The 26,857-nt window shown below is 59.5% G+C and carries 27 protein-coding genes, 2 tRNA genes and 1 pseudogene; 15 read left to right on the top strand and 15 right to left on the bottom strand.

Annotated features, from left to right (window positions below; all coding sequences use genetic code 11):
* Positions 1-2 precede the first annotated feature (2 nt).
* The gene (locus tag J3P93_RS21410) at positions 3-956 is read left to right on the top strand and encodes a hypothetical protein (RefSeq protein ID WP_203420996.1); all 954 of its coding nucleotides are present in this window, start codon (positions 3-5) and stop codon (positions 954-956) included.
* A 126-nt stretch (positions 957-1,082) separates the two neighbouring features.
* Here J3P93_RS21410 and dinB read toward each other — a convergent pair whose 3' ends face one another.
* Positions 1,083-2,144 (bottom strand): DNA polymerase IV, encoded by a 1,062-nt coding sequence (gene dinB / locus J3P93_RS21415; RefSeq protein ID WP_434591643.1) that lies wholly within the window; start codon positions 2,142-2,144, stop codon positions 1,083-1,085.
* Positions 2,145-2,424: 280 nt separating this feature from the next.
* Between dinB and J3P93_RS21420 the strand changes: the two genes are divergently transcribed.
* The 4 genes from J3P93_RS21420 (at position 2,425) to J3P93_RS21435 (ending at position 7,007) form a co-directional block, all read left to right on the top strand.
* Positions 2,425-2,501, top strand: a tRNA-Met gene (locus J3P93_RS21420).
* A 217-nt stretch (positions 2,502-2,718) separates the two neighbouring features.
* A tRNA-Met gene (locus J3P93_RS21425) sits at positions 2,719-2,795 on the top strand.
* Between the two features lie 277 nt (positions 2,796-3,072).
* Positions 3,073-5,712, top strand: coding sequence for a bifunctional lysylphosphatidylglycerol flippase/synthetase MprF (gene mprF, locus J3P93_RS21430; RefSeq protein WP_434591645.1), 2,640 nt, complete (start codon positions 3,073-3,075; stop codon positions 5,710-5,712).
* Positions 5,712-7,007: an AcvB/VirJ family lysyl-phosphatidylglycerol hydrolase gene (locus J3P93_RS21435; protein WP_434591646.1), complete on the top strand. Its 1,296-nt coding sequence runs from the start codon at positions 5,712-5,714 to the stop codon at positions 7,005-7,007. Before mprF ends, J3P93_RS21435 begins: the two co-directional genes overlap by 1 nt.
* 156 nt (positions 7,008-7,163) lie before the next feature.
* Here the strand turns inward: J3P93_RS21435 and J3P93_RS21440 are convergent.
* From J3P93_RS21440 to J3P93_RS21450, 3 genes and pseudogenes are all read right to left on the bottom strand, one after another.
* Positions 7,164-7,451, bottom strand: a pseudogene (locus J3P93_RS21440) (hypothetical protein); the annotation flags it as partial.
* 1 nt (position 7,452) lies between these two features.
* Positions 7,453-8,220, bottom strand: a complete 768-nt coding sequence (locus J3P93_RS21445; RefSeq protein WP_434591648.1) for a MarR family transcriptional regulator — start codon at positions 8,218-8,220, stop codon at positions 7,453-7,455.
* Between the two features lie 50 nt (positions 8,221-8,270).
* Complete coding sequence (locus J3P93_RS21450; protein WP_434591650.1) at positions 8,271-8,603, bottom strand: hypothetical protein; 333 nt, start codon at positions 8,601-8,603, stop codon at positions 8,271-8,273.
* A 249-nt stretch (positions 8,604-8,852) separates the two neighbouring features.
* On the opposite strand from J3P93_RS21450, the gene J3P93_RS21455 reads away from it, so the two are divergent.
* A complete protein-coding gene (locus J3P93_RS21455; RefSeq protein ID WP_434591653.1) occupies positions 8,853-9,167 on the top strand; it encodes a DUF3077 domain-containing protein in 315 nt (104 codons plus the stop codon).
* 184 nt (positions 9,168-9,351) lie between these two features.
* Here the strand turns inward: J3P93_RS21455 and J3P93_RS21460 are convergent, their stop codons facing one another.
* Positions 9,352-11,193 (bottom strand): potassium transporter Kup, encoded by a 1,842-nt coding sequence (locus J3P93_RS21460; RefSeq protein WP_434598458.1) that lies wholly within the window; start codon positions 11,191-11,193, stop codon positions 9,352-9,354.
* A gap of 508 nt (positions 11,194-11,701) precedes the next feature.
* Here J3P93_RS21460 and rimO point away from each other — a divergent pair.
* The 6 genes from rimO (at position 11,702) to tsaA (ending at position 17,209) form a co-directional block, all read left to right on the top strand.
* Positions 11,702-13,039 (top strand): 30S ribosomal protein S12 methylthiotransferase RimO, encoded by a 1,338-nt coding sequence (gene rimO, locus J3P93_RS21465; RefSeq protein WP_024011887.1) that lies wholly within the window; start codon positions 11,702-11,704, stop codon positions 13,037-13,039.
* Between the two features lie 437 nt (positions 13,040-13,476).
* Positions 13,477-13,950: a GNAT family N-acetyltransferase gene (locus J3P93_RS21470; protein ID WP_434591656.1), complete on the top strand. Its 474-nt coding sequence runs from the start codon at positions 13,477-13,479 to the stop codon at positions 13,948-13,950.
* 190 nt (positions 13,951-14,140) lie between these two features.
* Positions 14,141-14,851 carry an rRNA pseudouridine synthase gene (locus tag J3P93_RS21475; protein ID WP_434591659.1) on the top strand — a complete coding sequence of 237 codons (711 nt, stop codon included), beginning with the start codon at positions 14,141-14,143 and terminating at the stop codon, positions 14,849-14,851.
* Positions 14,852-14,921: 70 nt separating this feature from the next.
* Positions 14,922-15,389 (top strand): DUF1456 family protein, encoded by a 468-nt coding sequence (locus J3P93_RS21480; protein ID WP_434591662.1) that lies wholly within the window; start codon positions 14,922-14,924, stop codon positions 15,387-15,389.
* A 167-nt stretch (positions 15,390-15,556) separates the two neighbouring features.
* On the top strand, positions 15,557-16,327 hold the full coding sequence (locus tag J3P93_RS21485) for an SDR family oxidoreductase (protein ID WP_434591664.1): 771 nt from the start codon (positions 15,557-15,559) through the stop codon (positions 16,325-16,327).
* Positions 16,328-16,510: 183 nt separating this feature from the next.
* Positions 16,511-17,209 carry a tRNA (N6-threonylcarbamoyladenosine(37)-N6)-methyltransferase TrmO gene (gene tsaA, locus J3P93_RS21490; RefSeq protein ID WP_434591667.1) on the top strand — a complete coding sequence of 233 codons (699 nt, stop codon included), beginning with the start codon at positions 16,511-16,513 and terminating at the stop codon, positions 17,207-17,209.
* Between the two features lie 157 nt (positions 17,210-17,366).
* Here the strand turns inward: tsaA and fpr are convergent, their stop codons facing one another.
* Positions 17,367-18,146, bottom strand: a complete 780-nt coding sequence (gene fpr, locus J3P93_RS21495) for a ferredoxin-NADP reductase (protein ID WP_007908723.1) — start codon at positions 18,144-18,146, stop codon at positions 17,367-17,369.
* A gap of 133 nt (positions 18,147-18,279) precedes the next feature.
* Here fpr and J3P93_RS21500 point away from each other — a divergent pair, with 133 nt between their 5' ends.
* Positions 18,280-19,206 carry a LysR family transcriptional regulator gene (locus J3P93_RS21500; protein WP_093104099.1) on the top strand — a complete coding sequence of 309 codons (927 nt, stop codon included), beginning with the start codon at positions 18,280-18,282 and terminating at the stop codon, positions 19,204-19,206.
* On the opposite strand, the gene J3P93_RS21505 is transcribed toward J3P93_RS21500, so the two are convergent.
* The 3 genes from J3P93_RS21505 to J3P93_RS21515 all read right to left on the bottom strand — a co-directional run bounded on the left by J3P93_RS21505 (position 19,203) and on the right by J3P93_RS21515 (position 21,259).
* Complete coding sequence (locus J3P93_RS21505) at positions 19,203-19,565, bottom strand: diacylglycerol kinase (RefSeq protein ID WP_090282071.1); 363 nt, start codon at positions 19,563-19,565, stop codon at positions 19,203-19,205. The genes J3P93_RS21500 and J3P93_RS21505 overlap by 4 nt on opposite strands.
* Before the next feature lie 74 nt (positions 19,566-19,639).
* Entirely contained in the window at positions 19,640-20,290 is a 651-nt protein-coding gene (gene erdR, locus J3P93_RS21510; protein WP_090282070.1) for a response regulator transcription factor ErdR, read from the bottom strand.
* 222 nt (positions 20,291-20,512) lie between these two features.
* Positions 20,513-21,259, bottom strand: a complete 747-nt coding sequence (locus J3P93_RS21515) for a tRNA-uridine aminocarboxypropyltransferase (protein WP_434591673.1) — start codon at positions 21,257-21,259, stop codon at positions 20,513-20,515.
* Positions 21,260-21,448: 189 nt separating this feature from the next.
* Between J3P93_RS21515 and J3P93_RS21520 the strand changes: the two genes are divergently transcribed.
* Positions 21,449-21,874: a PA3611 family quorum-sensing-regulated virulence factor gene (locus J3P93_RS21520; RefSeq protein ID WP_434591676.1), complete on the top strand. Its 426-nt coding sequence runs from the start codon at positions 21,449-21,451 to the stop codon at positions 21,872-21,874.
* On the opposite strand, the gene J3P93_RS21525 is transcribed toward J3P93_RS21520, so the two are convergent.
* Positions 21,875-22,069 (bottom strand): hypothetical protein, encoded by a 195-nt coding sequence (locus J3P93_RS21525; RefSeq protein WP_434591679.1) that lies wholly within the window; start codon positions 22,067-22,069, stop codon positions 21,875-21,877.
* A 332-nt stretch (positions 22,070-22,401) separates the two neighbouring features.
* Here J3P93_RS21525 and J3P93_RS21530 point away from each other — a divergent pair, with 332 nt between their 5' ends.
* The gene (locus tag J3P93_RS21530) at positions 22,402-23,520 is read left to right on the top strand and encodes a TIGR00730 family Rossman fold protein (protein ID WP_434591682.1); all 1,119 of its coding nucleotides are present in this window, start codon (positions 22,402-22,404) and stop codon (positions 23,518-23,520) included.
* Positions 23,521-23,575: 55 nt separating this feature from the next.
* On the opposite strand, the gene recX is transcribed toward J3P93_RS21530, so the two are convergent.
* The 5 genes from recX to J3P93_RS21555 form a co-directional block, all read right to left on the bottom strand.
* Positions 23,576-24,046: a recombination regulator RecX gene (recX, locus tag J3P93_RS21535; RefSeq protein ID WP_434591685.1), complete on the bottom strand. Its 471-nt coding sequence runs from the start codon at positions 24,044-24,046 to the stop codon at positions 23,576-23,578.
* Positions 24,047-24,054: 8 nt separating this feature from the next.
* Entirely contained in the window at positions 24,055-25,113 is a 1,059-nt protein-coding gene (recA, locus tag J3P93_RS21540) for a recombinase RecA (RefSeq protein ID WP_090282065.1), read from the bottom strand.
* 83 nt (positions 25,114-25,196) lie between these two features.
* Complete coding sequence (locus J3P93_RS21545; RefSeq protein ID WP_434591688.1) at positions 25,197-25,697, bottom strand: CinA family protein; 501 nt, start codon at positions 25,695-25,697, stop codon at positions 25,197-25,199.
* Between the two features lie 68 nt (positions 25,698-25,765).
* Positions 25,766-26,284, bottom strand: coding sequence for a lysis system i-spanin subunit Rz (locus J3P93_RS21550; RefSeq protein WP_434591690.1), 519 nt, complete (start codon positions 26,282-26,284; stop codon positions 25,766-25,768).
* A complete protein-coding gene (locus J3P93_RS21555; RefSeq protein ID WP_434591693.1) occupies positions 26,263-26,829 on the bottom strand; it encodes a glycoside hydrolase family 19 protein in 567 nt (188 codons plus the stop codon). Before J3P93_RS21555 ends, J3P93_RS21550 begins: the two co-directional genes overlap by 22 nt.
* Positions 26,830-26,857 lie beyond the last annotated feature (28 nt).

Here is a 26,857-nt window from a genome sequence, read left to right on the forward strand (position 1 = left end):
TCATGTTCAAGCGAAACACCTTAGGCCTCGGTGGCGCCGCCCTGTGCGGCGCCCTGCTGGTCAGCGGCTGCGCCAATCACATGTCGCAGCGCAGCGAGCACGAAGAGCGGGTCGAGCGCAAACTGCTCGACCACAGCCTGCAGATCGATGTCGGCGAGCCCAAGGTGCTTGAGCTGCCGCAACGACGCGTGAAGATCAACGAGCAGAAGACTTTTGAAGTCACGGAGTTCGAGGTCACCCGTCGTTACGACCGCTACACGCCTTACCAACCCTGGCGCGAAGTCTATGAGATTCCGCTGGGCGCGGTCGCCGTGGTCGGCGGTGTCGGTGCCAACGTGGTCAACGTGTTTGCGCTGGGCAACCTGCCGGACAGTGTGACCAAGGACTGGTTCAGCTACGGTTTCGCCGGGCTCAATCCATTCATGAACGCGCAATCCAACGGGCGCGCGCAGCAGAATCTGGCGGGTATCGACGAAGTCCAGCGCGACAAGCGCACGGAATATTCGAGCCTGCCGTGGAGCGAGCGGCCGGTACAGGTCAAGGCTGGCAAGCAGACTTTCGACATGACCACCGATCGCAACGGCGTGCTGCGTTTGAATCTGCTCGACAGCCCGTTCGCCGAAAACGATCTGAATCATATCGGCCGCTTGCAGATCAGTGTCGAGGACGCCAAGGACGACGTGCACTCCGATTCGACGCTGATGCTCAGCAGCCACTTGCGCGACAAGTTGCTGGAAGCGCACGGGCTGATCTATGACGATCTGGAAGACGACGAGGTGAGCCAGTGGGTGCACCGGGTCAAACGCCTGTCGGAGCTGGGCCTGGAAGAAGAAGCCAGCGAACTGGAACAAAGCCTGATCGAATTGACGCGCAACGATCCTGAATTGCAGGCTGAGTTTCTCAAGTCGCTGACTCGGGATGCCGGGCGTCTGGTGGCGGATCCGGGACCGAATTAAAAGCTAAAGGCATCGCGGGCAAGCCCGCTCCCACAGGGTTATGGGTGTTCACACAATAGGTGTTTCACCATCGAACACTGTGGGAGCGGGCTTGCCCGCGATGACTATCTGAGATACGCCGCAAATCTACCGCTCAAACAACTCCATCTGCTTAAACCCGCCACGTAAATCCTCCAGCCTCACCCCAACCCCAAGCAACCGCACCGGCTTACCGCCGCGATTGAACGCCTGCGTCAGCATCAACTGATAGCTGCCAAGATCCCGCCCTGCCCCGGCCTGCTCCAGCGTGGTCTGGGTGAAATCATGGAATTTCACTTTGACGAACGGCTTGCCCGGCCGATAGCTGCTGTCGATCCGCTCCATCCGGGTTTTCAGGGTGTCGAGCAATTCGGGTAACTTGTCGAGACAGCTGCGCAGATCCGGCAGGTCGGCGTCGTAGGTATTTTCCACGCTGATCGACTGTCGCCGACTGTCGTTGTGCACCAGCCGGTCGTCAATGCCACGGGCGAGGTTCCACAGGCGCTCGCCAAAACTGCCGAATTCGCGCACCAGCGCCAATCGCCCCCATTCACGCAGATGCGCGCAATCGACGATGCCGAGTTTGCCCAGCTTGTCGGCGGTGACCTTGCCGACGCCGTGCAGCTTGCTCACTGGCAAGCCGCTGACGAAGTCTTCGACCTGATCCGGCGTGATCACAAACAGGCCGTTGGGTTTTTTCCAGTCACTGGCGATCTTCGCCAGAAACTTGTTTGGCGCTACGCCCGCAGACACGGTGATGTGCAATTGATTGGAGACGCGCCGGCGAATGTCCTGCGCGATTCGCGTGGCACTGCCGCCGAAATGCGCGCTGTCCGAGACATCGAGATAGGCCTCGTCCAGTGACAGCGGCTCGATCAGGTCGGTGTAATCGGCAAAGATCGTATGGATTTCCCTGGACGCCTCGCGATACGCATCCATACGCGGCTTGACGATGGTCAGGTCCGGGCACAATTTCAAGGCGTGCCCCGAGGCCATCGCCGAGCGCACCCCATAGGCGCGCGCCTCATAATTGCAGGTGGCAATCACCCCGCGCCGATCCGCAGAACCACCCACTGCCAACGGCTTGCCGGCCAGACGCGGGTCATCGCGCATTTCGATGGCGGCGTAGAAGCAGTCACAGTCGATGTGGATGATTTTTCGCTGAGTCATGGCAGAAAAGGGAACGTGGCGAGCCAGACCGGCAGTATCTCACTGACACCTGTATATAGCACCAGTGGTGTTGAATGTTCCTGACCGACTGTAGGAAACCGCGATTGAATTTATTTTCTCAATCAAACAAATGCCTTCAATAGAGACAGAACCCTTGCTGCGCCTGCCCTGCGGCCCTACACCCCTCCCAGGAAAAACGCTAACCGATTGAACCTGAACAGATTTATTCCAATCGGCGGTTGACACCTCGGCAAAGCTCTGTAGAATGCCGCCACACAGACGCGGGATGGAGCAGTCTGGTAGCTCGTCGGGCTCATAACCCGAAGGTCGTCGGTTCAAATCCGGCTCCCGCAACCAAACATCAAAAAAGGCTGCTCGTAAGAGTGGCCTTTTTTGTGCGCGTCTGTTTTGCAAATGGGCGCCCTGCTCAATGGCTAACGAAACGGTAACTCGTTGCATTTCCGAAGCTTACGCATCGCCTGCGACCGTTTGCCGCGATTTCGCACTTATTTGATTCTTTACAGGATTAGCGGTTGACACCTCGCCGTTCGCCTGTAGAATGCCGCCACACAGACGCGGGATGGAGCAGTCTGGTAGCTCGTCGGGCTCATAACCCGAAGGTCGTCGGTTCAAATCCGGCTCCCGCAACCAAACATCAAAAAAGGCTACTCGAAAGAGTGGCCTTTTTTGTATCTGTGGAAAAAGTCCTTTCGCAACAATGATCTGTCATCGTGCAGTGAACCGTCCAGGATCCCAGAACCGCCGCGTTGCGACTATGCTTGAGTCGCGGACAAGACGTCTGCAATCCAAGACTGCCCTCGCCGACACCCGGTGAGAGGCGTAATATTTTGTGATTATTTTTTTCGACAGGGATTGGTAACTTGGCTGGATACCTCCATCCTGTCGCGCACAATCCAAGAGGTGATTGATGCGCGCCAACTCGTCTGATCCACAAGACACCGTTACAGCAGAACAACCGATCAAACCCGAGCGTTTACGCTGGCTGGATCGGTTAAGCAAATACCGCCAGCCGATCGGTCTGGCCGTGACGTTGCTGCTGTTTGCCATTGCGCTGATTGCCTGTCGCCATCTGCTCGCCGAGCTTGATCTCGACGCGCTGCACGACTCGATTCTCGACGTGCCGAAACCGGCGTTGCTCGGTGCCATCGGGGCGACCGTGGTCGGCTTCATCATTCTGCTCGGCTATGAATGGTCGGCCAGCCGCTACGCCGGCGTGACATTGCCGCCGCGCATGCTTGCCCTTGGCGGCTTCACCGCGTTTGCCATCGGTAACGCGATTGGTCTGTCGCTGCTGTCGGGCGGATCGGTCCGCTATCGTTTATATGCACGGCTGGGCGTCGGTGCCTCGGAAGTCGCGCACATGACCTTGTTCGCCAGTCTTTCGCTGGGCTGCGCCTTGCCGCCCCTGGCAGCGCTGGCCACTTTGAGCAACCTGTCCGCCGCTTCGCAAGCACTAGGACTGTCCGAGGTGTTGCTGGGCTGCGTAGCCGCCGCCGTGCTGATCCTCAGTGCCGTATTGGCGATCGGCATCTATCGCCGTCGTCTGCCGGAACAACCCTACCCCGACAATCTGTTGGTCAAGGCCGGGCGCCGCACCCTGCGCCTGCCCGGTCGGCGTCTGACCTTCCTGCAACTGGTGATCACTGCACTCGACGTCGCCGCTGCCGCCACCGTGCTCTATCTGTTGCTGCCGCAAGCGCCGCCCTTCGCGCCGTTCCTGCTGGTGTACCTGTTGGCGCTGGCGGCCGGTGTGCTCAGCCACGTGCCGGGCGGCGTTGGCGTGTTCGAAGCGATTTTGCTCGCTGCGTTCGCCGACAAACTCGGCGCGGCGCCACTGGCTGCTGCGCTGCTGCTGTATCGCCTGATCTACGTGGTATTGCCGCTGCTGGTCGCCTGTGTGCTGCTGCTGATCAACGAAGGTCAGCGCCTGTTCCAGACCCAGACCATGCGTGCCGCGTCCGGTCTGGCCGCGCCGATTCTGGCGGTGCTGGTGTTCCTCTCAGGCGTAGTGTTGCTGTTTTCCGGCGCCACCCCTGAAATCGATACGCGTCTGGAGCACATCGGCTTTCTGATCCCGCATCGTCTGGTCGACGCCTCGCACTTCGGCGCCAGCCTGATTGGCGTGTTGTGCCTGCTGCTCGCGCAAGGCCTGCGCCGACGTCTGTCGGCGGCGTGGATGCTGACCACCATCCTGTTGCTGGTCGGTGCCCTGCTCTCGCTGCTCAAGGGCTTCGACTGGGAAGAGGCCACGCTGATGACCCTGACGGCGGCACTGCTCGGCGTCTTCCGTCGCTCGTTCTATCGCCCGAGTCGCCTGACCGAGTTGCCGTTCTCGCCGCTGTATCTGGTCGCCAGCCTGTGCGTCCTTGGTGCGTCGACCTGGCTGCTGTTGTTCGCCTATCAGGACGTGCCGTACAGCCATCAGCTCTGGTGGCAATTCACCCTCGACGCCGACGCCCCGCGCGGCCTGCGTTCGCTACTCGGCGCTGCCGTGCTGTTGCTGGTAATTGCCCTGACCTGGCTGCTGCGTACAGCACGCCCGGTGATTCATCTACCGACAGCGGATGAACTCGATCGCGCGGTAAAAATCCTCATGTCGTCGTCGCAGCCCGACGGCGGCCTCGCGCTGACCGGTGACAAGGCGCTGCTGTTTCACCCCAACGACGAGGCGTTCCTGATGTACGCCCGCCGTGGCCGCAGTCTGGTGGCCCTGTACGACCCGATCGGGCCGAGCCAGCAACGCGCGGAAATGATCTGGCAGTTCCGTGACCTTTGCGATATCCATCACACCCGTCCGGTGTTCTACCAGGTGCGCGCGGAGAACCTGCCGTACTACATGGACATCGGCCTGACGGCGATCAAGCTGGGCGAAGAGGCCCGGGTCGATCTGCAGCGCTTTGATCTCGAAGCCAAGGGCAAGGAGATGAAGGATCTGCGCTACACCTGGAACCGTGGCACCCGCGATGGTCTGTCGCTGGAAATCCATGAGCCGGGTCAGGCGCCGATGGACGAGCTGAAGGTGATTTCCGATGCCTGGCTGACCGGCAAGAACGTGCGCGAGAAAGGCTTTTCCCTCGGCCGCTTCAGCGACGATTACCTGAAGCATTTCCGCATTGCGGTCATTCGCTTCGAAGGCCGCCCGGTCGCGTTCGCCAACCTGCTCGAGACTTACAGCCACGATCTGGCCAGCCTCGACCTGATGCGCGCGCACCCGGACGCGCCGAAGCTGACCATGGAATTCATGATGGTCGGCCTGATTCAACATTATAAGAGTCACGGATACGCGCGCTTCAGCCTGGGCATGGTGCCGTTGTCGGGGTTGCAACCCCGCCGCGGTGCACCATTGACTCAGCGGCTGGGCTCGATGGTGTTCCGCCGTGGTGAGCAGCTGTACAACTTCCAAGGCTTGCGCCGCTTCAAAGACAAGTTCCAGCCTGACTGGGAACCCCGTTATATGGCCGTGCCCGCCGGACTCGATCCGTTGGTGGCGCTGGCCGATACTGCTGCCCTGATCGCGGGCGGCTTGACTGGATTGGTGAAACGCTGATGATTCAACGCTCCCTGAAGTACATCCTGGCTGCACTGATCGTGCTGGCCGTGATTGCCGGCGGCGGTTTCTGGTACCTCAAACGCCCGGCACCGGAACCGACCGTCGAACAGCTCAAACCCGCCGATGGCGCGGCCATGACGCGCGTAATCCCGGGCAGCAAGCCGAAAGCCCAGGTGCTGGTGGCCGTCACCGACGAGCAGAAGCTCTCCGAGAAACAACTGACCACTCTCAGCCGCAGCGCGTCGGCGCAGATCGTTCAGGTGATTCTGCCCAAGGACTGCCTGCTGCAAAGCCGCGCCCTGCAATCGGGCCTGCGTGAACTGAACGGTCCGGCCACGCTGGTCAGCGGTATCGGCCCAGGTGCCGTATTGGCCTGGCGCTGGTTGGCCGAACAGAAAAACGACAAGGCGCAAGCCATCTCCGTCGACCTCGCCGTGGAAAAACCCGGCTGCACTCACCTGCTGCCGAAGTCCGCCGCCCACGGCCACTGGCTGGTTGCGTGGAACGACAACCCGGACGACGCCAGCGCAGGTTTCGTGCGCGATCAACCGAACGCCGAAACCAGCATCAGCGACTACGACATCAACTTGCCGCAAGTGCTGAACAACGAACTGCGCAAAATCCTCGTCGGCGGCGACAAGGCCAACGGCGGTCTGGCGATCCCGGTGGTCGAAGTCCCGGCCGGCCAGGCCAACGACACCGTAACCCTGTTCCTCTCCGGCGATGGCGGCTGGCGCGACCTCGACCGTGATGTGGCCGGCGAAATGGCCAAGATCGGCTACCCGGTGGTCGGCATCGACACCCTGCGCTACTACTGGCAGCACAAGAGCCCGGAGCAAAGCGCGCTGGACCTCACCGAATTGATGCAGCACTACCGGCAGAAATGGGGCACCAAACGCTTCATCCTCACCGGTTACTCGTTCGGCGCTGACGTGCTGCCGGCGATCTACAACCGCCTGCCAGAGAACGAGCAACAGCGCGTCGACGCAATCATCCTGCTCGCCTTCGCCCGCACTGGCAGCTTCGAAATCGAAGTCGAAGGCTGGCTCGGCAACGCCGGCAAAGAAGCCGCCACCGGCCCGGAAATGGCCAAGCTGCCTGCGGCCAAGGTGGTGTGCATTTATGGTGAAGAAGAAACCGATGAGAGTGGCTGCACCGACAAGACTGCAGTGGGTGAGCCGGTGAAACTGCCTGGCGGGCATCATTTCGACGAGAACTACCCGGCGCTGGCCAAGCGCTTGGTGGACTTGATTCAGAAGCGTCAGAGCAAGGACTCGGTCGCCGAAGAATGATCTGAGCCGCACCATCAAAAAGCCCCCGCAACTTCACGGTTGCGGGGGCTTTTTACATCTCGGACGATGAACCCATTCCCCTGGAGTGAGCCTCTCGCGATAGCGGAGTGTCAGCCATCTAGTTGCCAACTGACACACCGCTATCGCGAGCAGGCTCACTACGTCATTGAAGCGAAAACGACAATTGACCTCGTCCTCACCCGTGATCTTGAACCCCTTGGCCGCCAGCCGTTCGGTGAGATGGTTCCAGGCGCTAATACCGGCCAACTCGATCACTAGATCAACGTCATCGGTGAAACGAATGTCGTCCAGCACCGCTGTATCTGTAACCAGCATGGCGGTTGTGCAACCGCCAACAAAAGCAACTTCGGCGCGAAACGCCTCGCCCAAGCCTTCAGCCACGAACTCAATGAGCTCGTAGTTGTGATCCGCGTTTGACGACATGTTATTTCAGCCCCATCCCTGCCTTCAGAATACTGATTGCCACACCACACTCACGTGGACCACCCAGACGGATTGCATCAGCGAGCGCCAGATAGTGGTAAAGGATCCTGTCTTTTTTCACCGCTTCCGGCACTGTTTTGTAAAGCGGCTCTACCGCTTGGCCTCGCTCGGCTCCATGCGCATCGGGCCAGACCGGAATCAAACCACCCGCACTCTTGATGCTTTTGGACAGCGCAGGTGCCGCAAAGCCAGTGGGTATGCCCCGAACCATCGCGCCAGGCTTGACCGGGAAGAAGTACTTCAGCGCGTGCTCGGTAATTTCAAGCAGTTCCCGGCGGTTCACTTTGGCTAGCCCGGTGTCGTAGTCATGAATGAGCAATCCTGATTCCCGGCATCGGGCGAGAGCATTTGAGACTTCGCTTTTGCTCAGTCCGAGAGAAGCAGACAGGGCACGCAGAGAGTACCGATCACTCCAACTGGCCAGTGGTGGGTCAGATGCTGGTTCCGCCCATCCCTCCCAGCCCTGCCCATCAGCGAAAGGCGAATTGATTTCGCGGCGATGGAAGACCGTGTCTTCCCCATCAGTGGAGTAAGTAACCAATGGTTCCCCCACACGCCCCCCTGCAGTCATTCGGCTCATGGCATAAGGCTTAAGCAGCTCTTCGACCCTGTCCGAATTCGATTCGACTTCCATCTCACCCAAGAGATTCTCTTCCTGAGCGTGGAGACTGGCCAATTTGAACAAAAGCAAAATGTCTTGACTCTTCATCAAGTTCAAAACCTCAACTGTCCACATTCCATAAAACGTGGACACTTGTCTCATTGCCGAGAGCGAATAGTCAATACCTTGGGTCGATCGTTAATCACCACGTACCTTGAGCGCATATCGTCGTGGCCGATTGCCTGGGCCAGATCAAAGATGAGCAAGCGTTCACTGGCAGTCTTTTCTACCTGAATGTCCTGCGGTTCATCTTTTTGTTCCGGTGATTCCTTCATAACGTACCTGAATGATTTACACACGTCGGTTCGTGCGTGACGTTTAGTATCGTTTACTTCCAGTTTCGCAATATCAGATGACGCCTCTGGACCTTGTAGGCAAACTCCGAATCTCACATTGAGGCGGCTTGCGGCGCTGTTGCGCTGTTTTTTCACGGGATACTCTTCAGACGTCGCTGACCCATTCAGCGATCGGGCTTGGTAACCCGATGGAATAAGGCGCAACAGCGCACCCGACATGACTCAGGCGTTATCCCGTCCGAGCCCCTGTGTTATGGCAGCTGTGTGTGGGACGCTTTCGAGTGTGCCGGTTTCCTTGGTTCCCCGGTTTACCAACCTGCGCACAGCTGCCACCCATTCGCTTGGTATCGGATGCGGCAGCTCTCAAAATCAAGGGAACTGACCATGAACAATCCATCTGATCTTAAAACCATCGGCTTCACCCCTTTCCTCTACAACTCGGATCAAGCGTTCTTCAACGTCCGCTCCAGCATCCCGATCATCGATGCACTGTCCCGATCCTCCGACCTGCTATATCTCGCAAAGTCCTTCGCAGAAGACGCTGCCTTCATCAGAGACACCGACCGCCATGCATGGGCTGCGCATTATCTGACGGTGATGGGCAAGGCTTTGCTTGATGATGTGATTCAGGCGCTGACGCCGCGACCTGCACGTACAAATACCGAATCCGAAATCGATCTGTCTGAACGCACCACTTAACCCTGTGGGAGCTGGCTTGCCAGCGATGGCGGTGATTCAGTCGACTTGATTCCGAATGTGCCGGCCTTATCGCTGGCAAGCCAGCTCCCACAGGGAATTTGTGGTGGGTTTGAAGTTTATGCGCATGCACAAAAAAGCCCCCGCCAGCACAAGGCTGTCGGGGGCTTTTCGGTTGGGGCCAGGTTTACATCTCCACCTGCGTCCCCAACTCAATCACTCTGTTCAGAGGCAGATTAAAGAACCGCAAATTGCCATTGGCATTCTTCAACATGAACGCAAACAACGCCTCGCGCCAACGCGCCATGCCTTCGAGTTTCGAGGCGATCACAGTTTCGCGGCTGAGGAAGTAGGTGGTGCGCATCGGGCTGAAATCCAGTTCATCCAGATGGCACAGCTTCAGAGCCTGCGGTACGTCCGGTTCGTCGGTGAAGCCGAAGTGCAGGATGACCCGGAAGAAGCCTTCGCCGTGGGCCTCAACTTCAAAACGTCGCGATGGCGGTACGCGTGGGATGTCTTCGTAGACCACCGTCAGCAACACCACCTGTTCGTGCAGCACCTGGTTATGCAGCAGGTTGTGCAACAACGCATGCGGCACGGCGTCGGAGCGGGCGGTGAGGAACACCGCTGTGCCCTGCACGCGATGCGGCGGTTGTACGCGGATGCTGCTGATGAAGATCGGCAGCGGCAGCGCGCCTTCGTCGAGGCGATCGACCAACAGTTGCTTGCCGCGCTTCCAGGTGGTCATCAGCACGAACAAAGCGATACCGGCGATCACCGGGAAGGCACCGCCCTGAATGATCTTCGGCACGTTGGCGGCGAAGTACAGGCCATCGACCAGCAGAAAGCCGAGCAAGACCGGGACCGCGAGGATCGGTGGCCATTTCCACAACAGCAACATGACGGCGGAGACGAGGATGGTGGTCATCAGCATGGTGCCGGTCACCGCTACGCCGTAGGCCGAAGCGAGAGCGCCAGAGGATTCGAAACCGATCACCAGCAGGACCACACCGACCATCAGCGCCCAGTTCACCGCGCCGATGTAGATCTGGCCCTGCTCGTCGCTGGAGGTGTGCTGGATGTACATGCGCGGGATGTAGCCGAGCTGGATCGCCTGGCGGGTCAGGGAGAACGCGCCGGAAATCACCGCTTGCGACGCGATCACCGTGGCCAGGGTCGACAGGCCGACCAGCGGAATCAGCGCCCAGCTCGGCGCCAGCAGATAGAACGGGTTGCGCGCCGCTTCGGGGTTGTCGAGCAGCAAGGCGCCCTGCCCGAAATAGTTCAGTACCAGCGCCGGCAGCACCAACAGAAACCAGGCGCGGGCGATCGGCTTGCGGCCGAAGTGGCCCATGTCGGCGTACAGCGCTTCGGCGCCGGTCAGCGCCAGCACTACCGCGCCGAGAATCGCCACGCCCATGCCGGTGTGCAGCATGAAAAACCGCACCGCCCACGCCGGGTTCAACGCATGCAGCACTTCCGGGGTGTGGCTGATGCCATACACACCGAGAGCGCCAAGCACCAGAAACCAGGTGACCATGATTGGCCCGAACAGAATGCCGATCCGCGCCGTCCCGTGGCGCTGAATCAGGAACAAGGCGACCAGCACGACCAACGACAGCGGCACGACCCAGTGATCGATGCCATCAAACGCCAGCCCCAGACCTTCAATCGCCGACAGTACCGAGATCGCCGGGGTGATCATGCTGTCGCCGTAAAACAGCGCCGCGCCGATCAGGCCGCAGACCACCAGCAACGAGCGCAACTTGCGCCGATGCCCCGCCGCTCGTCGTGCCAGCGCTGTGAGGGCCATTATCCCGCCTTCGCCCTGGTTGTCCGCGCGCAGGACGAACATCATGTATTTGATCGACACGACCCAGATCAGCGACCAGAAGATCAACGACAGAATGCCGAGCACCCCGTCGTGATTGACCGGTACGCCGTAACCGCCGGAAAACACTTCCTTGAGGGTGTACAACGGGCTCGTGCCGATGTCGCCGTAAACTACCCCGACCGCCGCGACCAGCATGCTCAGCGGCCTGGAGGCCGAACCCTCGGCGCCTGCCGCATGACTACTTGCCTGACCCATCCAACACTCCTGATCTCAATACCGGCTTCTTCGAATGAAGCACTATGCTTTGTGGTGCAGCATGCGCTGTTTTACCTGTTGTTACAGACGTTTTGTTGACTGCAAGAAATCGGTAAAGCTCAACGGCGCGAAGCATAGCGCAGCACTCGTCGTATTTCCCTGCATAAAGCTGGTCAAGTGCGTTGCCCGCCGCTAGAATTGCGCACTTTTTGATCAGAGGCGCACGAAACGTCCTGTCTCGCGAATCACTGCTGCTTTTTGACGGTGCCTGTTGTCGCCATGCTGCGTTGCCGCTTCTCGCCATAGCGCGCTATGACTCGGCGCGGCGCCTTGCCTGACGACAACAGTCACTCGTCAAAAAACAGCGGATTCACGAGACAGGACGTAAAGCGCCCATCCGTCGGCTGCCGCGCGTGGCAAGCGACGTCACAAAACACCGAGGTTAGACATGTCCACCACTCCTGCGCCGGCCAATCCAAAGGTTGGCTTTGTATCTCTGGGTTGCCCGAAAGCACTGGTCGACTCCGAGCGCATCCTGACCCAGCTGCGCATGGAAGGCTATGACGTGGTGTCCACTTATCAGGACGCCGACGTGGTGGTGGTCAACACTTGCGGTTTCATCGACTCGGCCAAGGCGGAGTCGCTGGAAGTGATCGGTGAAGCGATCAAGGAAAACGGCAAGGTGATCGTCACCGGCTGCATGGGCGTGGAAGAAGGCAATATCCGCGATGTGCACCCGAGCGTACTGGCCGTGACCGGTCCGCAGCAGTACGAGCAAGTGGTCAACGCCGTGCACGAAGTGGTGCCGCCGCGTCAGGATCACAACCCGCTGATCGATCTGGTGCCGCCGCAAGGCATCAAGCTGACTCCGCGTCACTATGCGTACCTGAAAATTTCCGAAGGCTGCAACCACAGCTGCTCGTTCTGCATCATCCCGTCGATGCGCGGCAAACTGGTCAGCCGCCCGGTTGGCGACGTGCTCGACGAAGCCCAGCGCCTGGTCAAGTCCGGCGTCAAAGAGCTGCTGGTGATCTCGCAGGACACCAGCGCCTACGGCGTCGACGTGAAATACCGCACCGGCTTCTGGAACGGCGCGCCGGTGAAAACCCGCATGACCGAACTCTGCGAAGCGCTGAGCACCCTCGGCGTCTGGGTCCGTCTGCACTACGTTTATCCGTACCCGCACGTCGACGAGCTGATTCCGCTGATGGCTGCCGGCAAGATCCTGCCGTACCTCGACATCCCGTTCCAGCACGCCAGCCCTAAAGTGCTCAAGTCGATGAAACGCCCGGCGTTCGAAGACAAGACCCTGGCGCGGATCAAGAACTGGCGCGAGATCTGCCCGGACCTGATCATCCGTTCGACCTTCATCGTCGGCTTCCCGGGCGAAACCGAAGAAGACTTCCAGTACCTGCTGAACTGGCTGACCGAAGCGCAGCTCGACCGCGTCGGCTGCTTCCAGTACTCGCCGGTCGACGGCGCGCCGGCCAACGATCTGGACCTGGAAGTGGTGCCGGACGATGTCAAGCAAGACCGTTGGGAGCGCTTCATGGCGCACCAGCAGGCGATCAGCTCGGCCCGCCTGCAAATGCGCATCGGCCGTGAAATCGAAGTTCTGGTGGACGAAGTCGACGAGCAAGGCGCGGTTGGCCGCTGCTTCTTCGATGCGCCGGAAATCGACGGTAACGTGTTTATCGACAACGGCAGCAACCTGAAGCCGGGCGACAAGGTCTGGTGCAAGGTGACGGATGCTGACGAATATGATTTGTGGGCTGAGCAGATCTGATCTGAACATCAAAAGCCCCTCACCCTAACCCTCTCCCGGAGGGAGAGGGGACTGATCGGGTTGTTCTTTCTAATTGCGGTAACTTGAAATATCGAGTTGAAACGCAGATTTTGAAAAAGCATGAAGATCTGCTCCCTTTCCCCTCGCCCCCCTTGGGGGAGAGGGGACTGATCGGGTTGTTCTTTCTAATTGCGGTAACTTGAAATATCGAGTTGAACGCTGATTTTGAAAAGCTTGAAGATCAGCTCCCTTCCCCCTCGCCCCCTCTGGGGGGGAGGGTTGGGGTGAGGGGGAAGCTATTGCTGGCGACGCTGACAGCCAGCCGGGCACCCCAGCCATACAAAAAGCCCCGCTCTTTTTCCAGGATGCGGGGCTTTTTTGCGGCTATCGTTTAGCGGGGGACGGACTCCCTTGAAACGTACAAGAGGCTCACGCACATGCGTCACCATTCGGTCATCCATACGCCGAAACTCAGCGATTATCAGGAACTGACCCGGGTCTGGGAGGCCTCGGTCCGTGCGACTCATGATTTTCTGCCGGACAGTTACATCGAGCTGCTGCGCAACCTGGTGCTCACCCGTTATCTGGATGCGGTCATGCTGATCTGCACCAAAGACGCCCAGCAGCGCATCACCGGGTTTGCCGGGGTTGCGGCGGGCAAGATCGAGATGCTGTTCATCGATCCCGATTATCGTGGTCAGGGCCTGGGCAAGAAACTGCTGAGTTACGCCATGCAGCATTTGAACGCCGATGAACTCGATGTCAACGAGCAGAACCCGCAGGCGCTGGGGTTCTATTTCAAGCAAGGCTTTGAAGTGATCGGCCGCTCGGAGGTTGATGGCATGGGCCAGCCGTATCCGCTGCTGCACATGCGTTTGCGACAGAATCAGCAGCGCTCCAGTCATGCCTGACACAACACAATTGCACTGTGGGAGCTAGCCTGCTAGCGATGCAAACACCGCGGTCGGTCAGATACACCGCGCTGATGCCATCGCCAGCAAGCTGGCTCCCACAGGATTTGCCCACCGCCTGCAAATGGAACCGGGCTTAACCGGCGCCACACAGGTACAATGCTCACCCCTTTTTTGTTACGGCCCTGTCATGACTGACCCGATTCGCCTCTCCAAACGCCTCATCGAACTGGTCGGTTGCTCCCGCCGGGAGGCCGAGCTGTTCATTGAGGGCGGCTGGGTCACCGTGGACGGCGAAGTCATCGACGAGCCGCAATTCAAGGTCGGCGAGCAGAAGGTCGAGCTCGACAAGGACGCCAAGGCCACCGCGCCGGAGCCGGTGACCATCCTGCTCAACGCGCCGGCCGGCATGGACGTCGAAACCGCCATGCAATCGCTCAGCGCCGAAACCCTCAGCGAAGAGCACCGCTACAGCAAACGTCCGCTTCGCGGGCACTTCCTGCGTCTGACCGCCAGCGCCGATCTGCAGCCCAAGGCCAGCGGCTTGCTGGTGTTCACCCAGGACTGGAAAATCCTGCGCAAGCTCACCGCCGACGCGGCGAAGATCGAGCAGGAATACGTGGTCGAGGTCGAAGGCGACATGGTCGCCCATGGCCTCAATCGTTTGCAGCACGGCCTGACCCACAAGGGCAAGGAGCTGCCGCCGGTCAAGGCCAGCTGGCAGAACGAAAACCGCCTGCGCTTCGCCATGAAAAACCCGCAACCGGGGATCATTGCGCAGTTTTGCGAAGCGGTCGGCCTGAAGGTCGTCAGCATCCGCCGCATCCGCATTGGCGGCGTGTCGATCGGCAAGGTCCCGGTCGGCCAATGGCGCTACCTGTCCGGCAAAGAGAAGTTCTGACTCTTCCACTGCCGTCACACATCTCGGCAGCGCCCGTGAGTGCTGCCCACCACGCATCAGGAATACCGACATGGTTCACAACGACGTACTGCGCAGCGTGCGCTACATGCTCGACATCAGCGACAAGAAAGTTGTCGAGATCATCAAACTCGGCGGCCTGGACGTGACCCTCGCCGACGTGGTGACCTGGCTCGACAAGAAAGAAGAAGACGAAGAAGGTTTCGTACGCTGCCCGGACGAAGTCATCGCGCACTTCCTCGACGGTCTGGTGATCTTCAAGCGCGGCAAGGACGAAAGCCGTCCGCCGCAGCCAATCGAAGTGCCGGTGACCAACAACATCATCCTGAAAAAGCTGCGCGTGGCCTTCGAGCTAAAAGAAGACGACATGCACGCGATCCTCAAGGCCGCCGATTTTCCGGTGTCCAAGCCTGAGCTGAGCGCGCTGTTCCGCAAGGTCGGCCACACCAACTACCGCCCGTGCGGCGACCAGTTGCTGCGCAATTTCCTCAAAGGGCTCACGCTTCGCGTGAGAGCGTAAAGCAGCTACAAGCTGCAAGCTGCAAGTTACCGCCCCGCTTTAACTTGCCGCTTGTGGCTTGCAACTCGAAGCTGGCCGCATGGCCCCTCATTCCCTCCGAAAATAGTGGCTCCGCTTTGCGCGGCTGACGACTAGGGTGTACTCAACCCCAATCTTCAGGACTCGCCATGCACCCTTACTTTTCCCTGCAAGGCCGCACCGCTCTGGTGACCGGCGGTACCCGTGGTATCGGCAAGATGATCGCCAAAGCCTTTGTCGAGGCTGGCGCCCGTGTCTACGTCTGCTCGCGCGACGCCGAGGCCTGCCATCAAACCGCTGAAGAACTCGGCGCCTTGGGCAATTGCCATGGCGTGGCGGCGAATCTAGCGACTGAGGAAGGTGTGCAGGAACTGGCTGCGCGCCTGGGCGAGCAAATTACCCATCTGGATATTCTGGTGAATAATGCCGGCACCACCTGGGGCGCGCCGCTGGAAAGTTACCCGGTCAAGGGCTGGGAGAAGGTCATGCAACTCAACGTGACGTCGGTGTTCAGTTGCATCCAGCAATTTCTGCCGCTGTTGCGCAAGGCCGGTTCGGCGGCGAATCCGGCGCGGATCATCAATATCGGTTCGGTGGCGGGGATTTCCTCGTTTGGTGAGCAGGCGTATGCCTACGGGCCGAGTAAGGCCGCCCTGCACCAGTTATCGCGGATTCTGGCGCGGGAGCTGGTCAGCCAGCACATCAACGTCAACGTGATCGCGCCGGGGCGGTTTCCGAGCAAGATGACCCAGCATATCGGCAATGATGAGCAGGCGCTGGCCGAGGATACGGCGTTGATTCCAATGAAGCGCTGGGGGCGCGAGGAAGAGATGGCGGCGCTGGCGATCAGCCTGGCGAGTACGGCCGGGGCTTACATGACCGGCAATATCATTCCTCTCGACGGTGGGTTCAGCCTTTAAGATCGGCGGTGTAGCTATCGCTGGCAAGCCAGCTCCCACAGGGTTCGCGGCAGTTCGCATCATATGTGTACTCCACAAAACCTGTGGTAGCTGGCTTGCCAGCGATGGCGTCTGCCCGTTCACCACCAGACTTGAAGCGAGCCGGGGTATCATGCCCACCCTGCCCCGCTTCGATTGCAAACCATGACTTACAGCGTCTCCCCCATCGGCTTCGTGCGCTCCTGCTTCAAGGAGAAATTCGCCATCCCCCGTCAGCCGCAACTGGCGCCCGCCGCCCGTGGCGTGTTGGAACTGGTGGCGCCGTTCGATCAGGGTGACGCGGTGCAGGGGCTGGAACAGGTCAGCCACGTCTGGCTGCTGTTCCTCTTTCACCAAGCGCTGGAAGACAAACCGCGGCTGAAAGTCCGTCCGCCGAGGCTGGGCGGCAACAAGTCGATGGGCGTGTTCGCCACCCGCGCCACACACCGGCCAAACGGCATTGGCCAATCGGTCGTGAAACTCGACCGAGTCGAAGCCGATCGACTGTTCATTTCCGGCATCGATCTGCTCGACGGCACGCCAGTGCTCGACATCAAACCCTATGTGCCTTACGCCGATATCATTCCCGGCGCCGCCAACAGCATCGCCAGCGCCGCGCCGCCGTTGATTGATGTGCAGTGGACGGATTCCGCGCTGCAACAGGCGCATACCCATGCACAGCGCCTCGGCGAGCCGTTGGTTGCGCTGATCGAGCAGTGTCTGGCACAGGATCCACGCCCCGCCTATCAGACCCCGGCGCCGGAACGTGAATATGGCGCGCAATTCTGGGATCTGGATGTGCGCTGGCATTACCCGACGCCTGAGCGGATTTGCGTGCTCGAAGTGATTCCCGCCTCAGCGTAAACCCCGAAAACGCAAAAGCCCGCGCTGCCTTCTCAGGCAACGCGGGCTTTGCTTTTCTGTAAGAGTGAGCCTGCTCGCGATAGGGCCCTGTCAGTCGACATTCATCTTGACTGATCCACCGCTATCGCGAGCAGGCTCACTCCTACAGTTTTGGTGTTTACTTCTCGACGAACGCACGCTCGATCAGGTAATCACCCGGCTCGCGCATCCGCGCCGAGATCTTCAGGCCGAAGCTGTCGAGCACTTCGCTGGTCTCGTCGAGCATGCTTGGGCTGCCGCAGATCATCGCGCGGTCGTCCTGCGGGTTGATCGGGGGCAGGCCGATGTCGCTGAACAGCTTGCCGCTGCGCATCAAGTCAGTCAGACGACCCTGATTCTCGAACGGCTCGCGAGTCACGGTCGGGTAGTAGATCAGCTTGTCACGCAGTGCTTCGCCGAAGAACTCGTTCTGCGGCAGGTGCTCGGTGATGAATTCGCGGTAGGCGACTTCGTTGACGTAGCGCACGCCGTGCACCAGGATCACTTTTTCGAAGCGCTCGTAGGTTTCCGGGTCCTGAATCACGCTCATGAACGGCGCCAGGCCGGTGCCGGTGCTGAGCAGGTACAAGTGCTTGCCCGGGTTCAGGTCATCAAGGACCAGGGTGCCGGTAGGCTTTTTCGAGATGATGATCTCGTCGCCTTCCTTCAGATGCTGCAACTGAGAGGTCAGCGGACCGTCCTGCACCTTGATGCTGAAGAATTCCAGATGCTCTTCCCAGTTCGGGCTGGCGATCGAGTAAGCGCGCATAAGCGGGCGGCCGTTGGGCTGCTGCAGGCCGATCATCACGAACTGACCGTTCTCGAAGCGCAAACCCGGATCGCGGGTGCACTTGAAGCTGAACAGAGTGTCGTTCCAGTGATGAACACTGAGGACACGCTCGTGGTTCATGTTGCTCATGTACGTTTGACTCCTGGAGATTGGGTCTGCGCAGGCCCACCAAGGCCATAGCGCGCAATTGCATCGCATTCTAATAGCGACGACAATATCTGTTAACTGGATTATTAAGATAAGGGTTATCGGTTATATCGATATGCGATTTACTCTCCGTCAACTGCAAGTCTTCGTCGCCGTCGCCCAGCAGGAAAGCGTATCCCGTGCTGCGGGTCTGCTCAACCTCTCGCAGTCGGCGGCCAGCACGTCGATTACCGAACTCGAGCGCCAGTCCAGCTGCCAGCTGTTCGATCGCGCCGGCAAACGGCTGAGCCTCAACGCCTTGGGCAAACAGCTGTTGCCGCAAGCGGTGGCCCTGCTCGATCAGGCCAAGGAAATCGAAGACCTGCTCAACGGTAAATCCGGTTTCGGCTCTTTATCAGTGGGGGCGACGCTGACCATTGGCAACTACCTGGCCACCCTGCTGATCGGCAGCTTCATGCAACGCCACCCGGAAAGCCAGGTGAAGCTGCACGTGCAAAACACTGCCAATATCGTGCAACAAGTCGCGCATTATGAAATTGATCTGGGTCTGATCGAAGGCGATTGCAGCCACCCGGATATCGAAGTGCAGAGCTGGGTCGAGGATGAGCTGGTGGTCTTCTGCGCGCCGCAGCATCCGCTGGCGCAACGCGGCAGCGCGAGCATGGAAGAGCTGACCCACGAGGCGTGGATTCTGCGGGAACAGGGTTCCGGCACGCGCCTGACCTTCGATCAAGCCATGCGCCACCACCGTAGTGCGCTGAATATCCGTCTGGAGCTGGAGCACACCGAAGCAATCAAACGCGCGGTGGAGTCAGGGCTGGGGATTGGCTGCATTTCACGTCTGGCGCTGCGTGACGCGTTTCGTCGCGGCAGCCTGGTGCCGGTGGAAACGCCGGACCTGGATCTGGCCCGGCAGTTTTACTTCATCTGGCACAAGCAGAAGTATCAGACCTCGGCCATGCGCGAGTTTCTCGAACTGTGCCGCGCGTTCACCGCCGGGGTGCAGCGCAGCGATGAGATCGTTTTGCCGACCATCGCTTAAAGCAGAATCACCGCCCACACCAGCGCGATCATGCTCAATGCCACGAATTGCGCGGCGCTGCCCATGTCCTTGGCGTTCTTCGACAGCGGGTGCAGTTCCAGCGAGATGCGGTCAATGGCCGCTTCCACCGCCGAGTTCAACAGCTCGACGATCAGCGCCAGCAGACACACGGCGATCAATACCGCTTGTTCAACACGGCTGACGTTCAAAAAGAACGTCAACGGGACCAGCACGACATTGAGCAGCACCAATTGGCGAAACGCCGCTTCGCCGGTGAAGGCCGCGCGCAGGCCATCAAGCGAATAACCGGAGGCGTTGAGGATACGTTTCAGGCCGGTCTGGCCCTTGAAAGGTGACATATGGAAAAGACCAACCAAAAAGGAGTGGGGAAGCTAGATCAACGAAAGTCAAAAAAGCGTGAAACCGCCAGCCATCACTGGCTCGGAATTGACTCAAGTTGTTGCAGCAGTAAAGCCGCTTGCGTGCGGGTGCGCACATTCAATTTGCGGAAGATCGCCGTGACGTGGGCCTTGATGGTCGCTTCCGACACACTCAGCTCATAGGCAATCTGCTTGTTCAGCAGGCCTTCGCAGACCATGGTCAGTACGCGAAACTGCTGCGGTGTCAGGCTGGCGAGGCCATCGCTGGCGGCTTTGGCTTCGTCGGAAACGCTCACCGCTTCGAACGCTTGTGGCGGCCAGAACACGTCGCCATCGAGGACTTTGCGCACGGCTTGCTGAATCACGCTCAGATCGCTGGACTTGGGGATAAAGCCGCTGGCACCGAACTCGCGGGATTTGACCATCACCGAAGCTTCTTCCTGGGCCGACACCATCACCACCGGAATCTGCGGGTATTGCCCGCGCAGCAAGACCAATCCGGAAAAACCGTAGGCGCCGGGCATGTTCAGGTCCAGCAGGACCAGATCCCAATCAGCCTTTTCGGTCAGGCGGGTTTCCAGTTCGGCGATGCTCGCCACTTCCACCAGCCGCACATCCGGGCCGAGGCCCAGCGTCACCGCTTGATGCAGGGCGCTGCGAAACAGGGGGTGATCATCGGCAATCAGGATGTCGTATGTGGCCATTTTTCAAATGATCCTGTTTTTGATGGCCGGCCGGTGCATTCCGGCCAGACCAAAGCAACTCGAGATGCCGCTTGCAAGCGATATCCACAGGGGCACGTTCAACGCCAATCAACAGCAAACACGGCGTTTCAAACCTTGGCCGCACCCAGAACGGCGCCAAGCATGCCCAGCCAGGACAGGGTGGTCAAGCAGCGCGGCCGCTGGTTTGTACAGTATGGGCCACTATTGCGCCAACTCCGCCTGCGGCTTTGGTATATAGCGCTGCAACTCGGCATGGGCCGGCGTCGACTCGTTCTTGTCCAGTTGCTGCTTGGCGCCGAGGTAATGCTGGCTGAACACGTCGAAATACGCGTCCAGCGCCGAAGCGGCATCCGCATCACCGGCCAGTTCCAGACACAACGCCGCCACTTCTGCGGTGCACAGATGCTCGCTGCGGGTCGAGCGGCGCAAGCGGTAGCGCGACAGTTTGTCAGGCAACAGGCTCAAGATCGGCAGTCGATCGAAATACGGACTCTTGCGGAAAATCTTCCGCGCTTCGGTCCAGGTCGCATCCAGCAGGATGAACAGCGGGCGCTTGCTGGTATCGGCGGCAACCGTGTTGGTCACTCGCGACGGCTCGACATACTCGCCGGGAAACACCAGATACGGCTGCCATTGCGGATCGTTGAGCAATGCCAGCAACTGCGGGTCTGGCTCGGTGCGCGACCAGATGAACGCATGGTTGTCGCGCACCACATCAGCAATCAGCCAACCGGTGTTGCTGGGTTTGAACACTTCTTTACCGGTCATGATCAGGCACACGCCCGAACGGGTTTCGACAGTCGGCCGCCAGGCACACAGGCAATGGCTGATGATCACCCGGCAGTCGCGGCACCGCTCGGAGCGAAAGCCCCGAGCCTGAATCGGCTTGATGCCTTCATCTTCACGCTGATCGCGCAGACGGGCTACGGCGTTGGGGGCATGGTTCATCGCAGGCAACGTCGGCAGGCAGGGAAACTCGACACGAACAACACTCGGCAGGGCAATAAAGGCCGGCAGTTTACCAGAGCGAGAAGCACAAGCCTGTACCCTCCCGACCGGCTCCCCTATAATTCGCCGCCACTGAACGCACAGTCACGTGACGGGTCGAACCACCAGTCACTGAACCAGGAGAGTTTCATGCTGCGCCTTATCGTTCCCACCGCTGCCATTCTGCTGGCGTCGTCCTTCACCGCTCAGGCAGCGTCCCTGAGTGAGCAGAATCTGAACAGAGAGCTGCGCAACGTCGCCGCCCAGAGCAGCGTCGGCACGCCTCGGGGAATCAATGAAGATATCCTTGATCAGGGCTACACCGTTGAAGGCACTCAGTTGATCAATCACCTGAGCGTGCAGAAGAGCCACGCCGACAAAATGCGTGCTGACCCCAAAGCCGTGTATTTCCAGTTAGGCGCTTCGGTGTGCAACAACCCGTCGTACCGCAAGCTGATGGCCAAGGGCGCGATCATGCGTTACGACTTCACCGAAGTGAAAACCAACAAGGCGATCGGCTCCGCGAGCTATCAGGAATCCGACTGCCCGAAAGCTGCCCCGGCGAAGAAGAAGTAATCACGACGCATTGGCGCGCCGCTGTTCATCCTCGGCGCGCAATTCGGCCAGCAAGGCCTGCAGATACTGAGAACGGCGTTCGCCGCCGGCCAGACGTCGACAACACTCCTCTTCGAGACTGATCTGGTTAGTCTCGGCCGCTGCCAGCAACATTCGATACAGTTGCGTATCGATTTCCAGAACTACTCTGGCCATGTGTCCCGCCTCCATGCCACCTGCAAATCCTTCAATAGCCTGTCACTTGCGTACCTGATTGGTGCGAAGTTGTCGCATAACGCCTGTAAATCAGTTAATCAGAGCGCTGACGGCCCGGTACGCGTTCGGACGAGCGGTAGCGCTTCGCGCTGAGCCATTCTGTGTTGCTTACAAAAGAAGTCGCAGCGTAATGCCGTGCGAAGGTCTAGATTCAGAGTATTCCCGATCATCTGTTGACGGCAGCCAAGGAACTGCCCAGAGGTGTGTTTTTGCAGCGCGGCACTGACGCCGCTCGTCAGGGCCATCCGCTCTGTGCATAAAGGAGACATTGAATGCCTTACCAACCGAATGACCTCTTGAGTCGTCATTTTCAGGAAAGCGGCCCCGACCTCATCAGCAAGGTCGAAGAACAACTCAACCGCGTTTCACCCAACAGCCCGAACCTTCCGATCTACCGCGACATGATCCTGACCGTGCTGCGCATGGCCCAGGACGACCACAACCGCTGGAACGCCAAGATCACCCTGCAGGCCCTGCGTGAACTGGAGCAGGCCTTTCGCGTGCTCGAACAATTCAAGGGGCGACGCAAGGTCACGGTGTTCGGCTCGGCGCGCACGCCGCTTGAACATCCGCTGTATGCGATGGCCCGTGAGCTCGGCGCCGCACTGGCGCGTTCCGACATGATGGTGATCACCGGTGCTGGTGGCGGCATCATGGCCGCCGCCCACGAAGGGGCCGGTCGCGATCACAGCCTCGGCTTCAACATCACCCTGCCCTTCGAGCAACACGCCAACCCGACCGTGGACGGCACCGGCAATCTGCTGCCGTTCCACTTCTTCTTTACCCGCAAGCTGTTCTTCGTCAAAGAAGCTGATGCGCTGGTTCTATGCCCGGGCGGTTTCGGTACGCTGGATGAAGCGCTGGAAGTGCTGACGCTGATCCAGACGGGTAAGAGCCCCTTGGTCCCGGTGGTACTGCTTGATACACCGGGCGGCACATTCTGGCAGGGCGCAATGGATTTCATTCGCCAGCAACTGGAGGCCAACCGCTACATCCTGCCGACCGACATGAAGTTGATGCGGTTGGTTTTCAGCGTCGATGAGGCGGTGGAGCAGATCAATCAGTTCTACAGCAACTTCCACTCCAGTCGCTGGCTCAAGCGCCAGTTCGTGATCCGTATGAATCACAAGCTCAGCGATCAGGCAATGGAACATATGCAGGATGCCTTTGCCGACCTGTGCCTGAGCGACCGGTTTCATCAACACGCCTATGCCGGCGAAGAGCACGATGATGCCCAATTCAGCCATCTGGCGCGGCTGGCGTTCGCCTTTAACGCTCGCACCCACGGGCGTCTGAGGGAATTGATTGATTATATAAACCTGCCGGAAAACTGGGCTCATTCCCAACCACAGCCCTCGCAGCGAAGCCGGGAATCTTCGAAGGCAATTTGAGGGCAAAAAAAACGGCCCGCTATTTTCATAGCGGGCCGTTTTTTATCGAATCGTTCTAATCGTCCATCCCTCGACCGCTGAACAAGCGGTTGATCATCTCCATCGAAAATCCCCGATATGCCAGGAACCGGCCTTGTTTGGCCCGTTCTTTCGCATCAATCGGTAGATGTCCGGAGAACTTGCGCCGCCAGGTTTCCTGAAGTTGCTCCTGCCAGTTGATACCACTTTCGCGCAGGGCGAGTTCGATATCGGCACGCTGTAGACCGCGCTGGCTAAGCTCCTCACGAATCCGCAGAGGGCCATAGCCGGAACGGGCACGATAGGAAACAAAGCTTTCCAGGTAACGGGCTTCGGAAAGCAGCCCCTCCTCCGTCAATCGGTCGAGGGCTGTTTCGATCATCTCCGCTTCAGCGCCGCGCTGACGCAACTTGCGCGTCAGCTCGACTCGACCATGCTCGCGACGTGCGAGCAGGTCCATGGCGGTTCGTCGCACTGCGACGAGTGTATCGAGTACGACGGTGGTCATCGCTGCTATCAGATATCAGCGTCAGCCAGATCGTCTTCGGTTTCCTTGACAGCAGAAGCCTTGGAGTCGGCAATCACTGCTGGCGACAGCAGCTTGTCACGCAGTTGCTTCTCGAGCTTCGCGGCGATTTCCGGGTTGTCCGCCAGGAACTTGGCCGAGTTGGCCTTGCCCTGACCGATCTTGGTGCCTTCGTAGGCATACCAGGCGCCGGATTTTTCGACGAAACCGTGCAGTACGCCCAGGTCGATCATCTCGCCGTTGAGGTAGATGCCCTTGCCGTAAAGAATCTGGAATTCAGCCTGACGGAACGGCGAAGCGACCTTGTTCTTCACAACCTTGACGCGGGTTTCGCTGCCGACCACTTCGTCGCCTTCCTTCACCGCGCCGGTACGGCGGATGTCGAGACGAACAGAGGCGTAGAACTTCAGCGCGTTACCACCGGTGGTGGTTTCCGGGCTACCGAACATCACGCCGATCTTCATGCGGATCTGGTTGATGAAGATCACCAGGCAGTTGGCGTTCTTGATATTACCGGTGATCTTACGCAGCGCCTGGGACATCAGACGGGCTTGCAGGCCCACGTGCATGTCACCCATTTCGCCTTCGATTTCAGCCTTCGGCACCAGTGCAGCCACGGAGTCGACGATGATCACGTCAACGGCATTGGAGCGCACCAGCATGTCGGTGATTTCCAGTGCCTGTTCGCCGGTATCCGGCTGGGAAACCAGCAGGTCGTCGACGTTGACGCCCAGTTTGCCGGCATACTCGGGATCGAGGGCGTGTTCGGCGTCGACGAATGCGCAGGTCGCGCCGGCTTTTTGCGCCTGGGCGATCACCGACAGCGTCAGCGTGGTTTTACCGGAAGATTCAGGACCGTAGATTTCAACGATACGACCTTTTGGCAGGCCGCCGATGCCGAGTGCAATGTCCAGACCCAGAGAGCCAGTGGAGATGGCCGGGATCGCCTGACGGTCCTGATCGCCCATACGCATTACGGCACCCTTGCCGAATTGACGTTCGATCTGACCCAGGGCCGCAGCCAAGGCTTTCTTCTTGTTGTCGTCCATTAAAGTCCTCACGTAATCAATAAGGCCTGACGGCCAACACCTGTATAAGTAGCCAGTATTATTCCACAGCGTTCGAAGATCGCCTACCCCTGATTTTCGATTTCTCGTGCCGCTAGTCGCAACAGCCCCTCTAGCGCGGCCTTCACCGTTTGTCGGCGGACCTCGTCGCGGTTGCCGGAAAAGTGCTGAACCTCGCTGGAAAGCGCATCACCCACTGCCCATGCCAGCCACACCGTGCCGACCGGTTTGTTCGGCGAGCCGCCGTCCGGCCCGGCCACACCGCTGACCGCCACGGCAAAACGCGCCAGACTTTTATCCTGTGCGCCACGCGCCATCGCCTCGACCACCTCGCGACTGACCGCCCCCACCGTCTCGAACAGCTCGGCCGGCACATCCAGTTGCTGGGTCTTCTGCCGGTTTGAATAAGTCACGTAACCGGCCTCGAACCACGCCGAACTCCCCGGAACCCGGGTGATTGCTTCGGCGATACCGCCGCCGGTACAGGACTCGGCAGTCGTCACATGAGCATTGAGCACTTGCAGACGTCGGCCAAGTTCGGCGGCCAGTTGGGTGATCTCTTTCACGGCGCACTCCGGATCGTGTGGAATGCGTACCACCGTACACGAGCCGGTTGCTCTTTCAATACACAGAATCATTCAAAATGTGCAGGCGCCAGCGCTCTGACATAGGCCTGACAGGCCTGCAAGGCAATCAATCCACGGTCGCCGGTGTCGGTGATGGCGACAATTCGTTGAGCATGCGTCGGGTCAAGTCGGGCGCGTACGGTTGCATGATCCACGCTGCCGGCACCGGCGGTGGCTGGCAGGTTGCAGCCTGGGGTAATGTCGCCGGCGTCGAGAAGGACTGACAGGCGCACATCAGCAGTAGCAAGACGATCGCGCAGGCGATCCTGATCACGTTGGGCATCGCTCAGCGCTCGAAAATGGGTTTGTTCACTGGTCGCGAGGCGCTGCTCCAGCGCCAGGCGTTTATCCTGCTCGGCCTGTTGCGCGGTGGCAGCGGCGAGGTTCTGTTGATTGACGGCCTCAGCGTTTAACCGTGACTGCTCGGCCAGTTGCCGGCCGTAACGCCAGTCCTGAAATTGCCAGGCAGCCGCAAAAGCACCGGCGGCCAGCCATGCAATGCCAATCACTCGCCAGGGGATTGGCATAACACCGCCCTCGACCGCGCCCAGATGTCCAGGCGATCCTGCAAACCGTTCAACCCGCCGTTTATGCGTCGGGTAATGGTGTTGAACTGATCACGGTCGGCCAGTTCATTCAGGCCCTTCTGCTCCCAGAACCATGCTGCAGACTCGGCCGCCCACTGTGGCTGTTCAAGCAGCTCGGGCAAGGACAACAGACGTTCATCGCCGAACAGGCCGAGGCTGCACTGCCGGTAATTCGAACGGCCAGTAATCTGGATCAATCCGCGACCGCGATATTTTTGTCCGTCACCGTCGGCTTCCGGGGTGTTGCCCAGACGCAGCGCCAATGTGCCGGTGTCGTATTTGCTCAGGTATTGGTTGTCGCCCAGTTCGCGCACATAACGCAACTGTCCGGATTCGTGGCCGACTTGCGCAAGAAACGCGGCGATGCGCTTGGGCGTATCGATGCGACGACGCGCCATGGCGTTGTTGAGTGCAGAAACAAAAACGCCCGCTTGGGAGCGGGCGCTGGGCATGATGTCGATAAGGTTGTTTTCGGTTATTTGCATAATGCTTGATCCTCCCTGGATTGATCCT

The sequence above is a fragment of the Pseudomonas sp. R3-57 genome (assembly GCF_051132065.1).
Taxonomy (GTDB): Bacteria; Pseudomonadota; Gammaproteobacteria; order Pseudomonadales; family Pseudomonadaceae; genus Aquipseudomonas.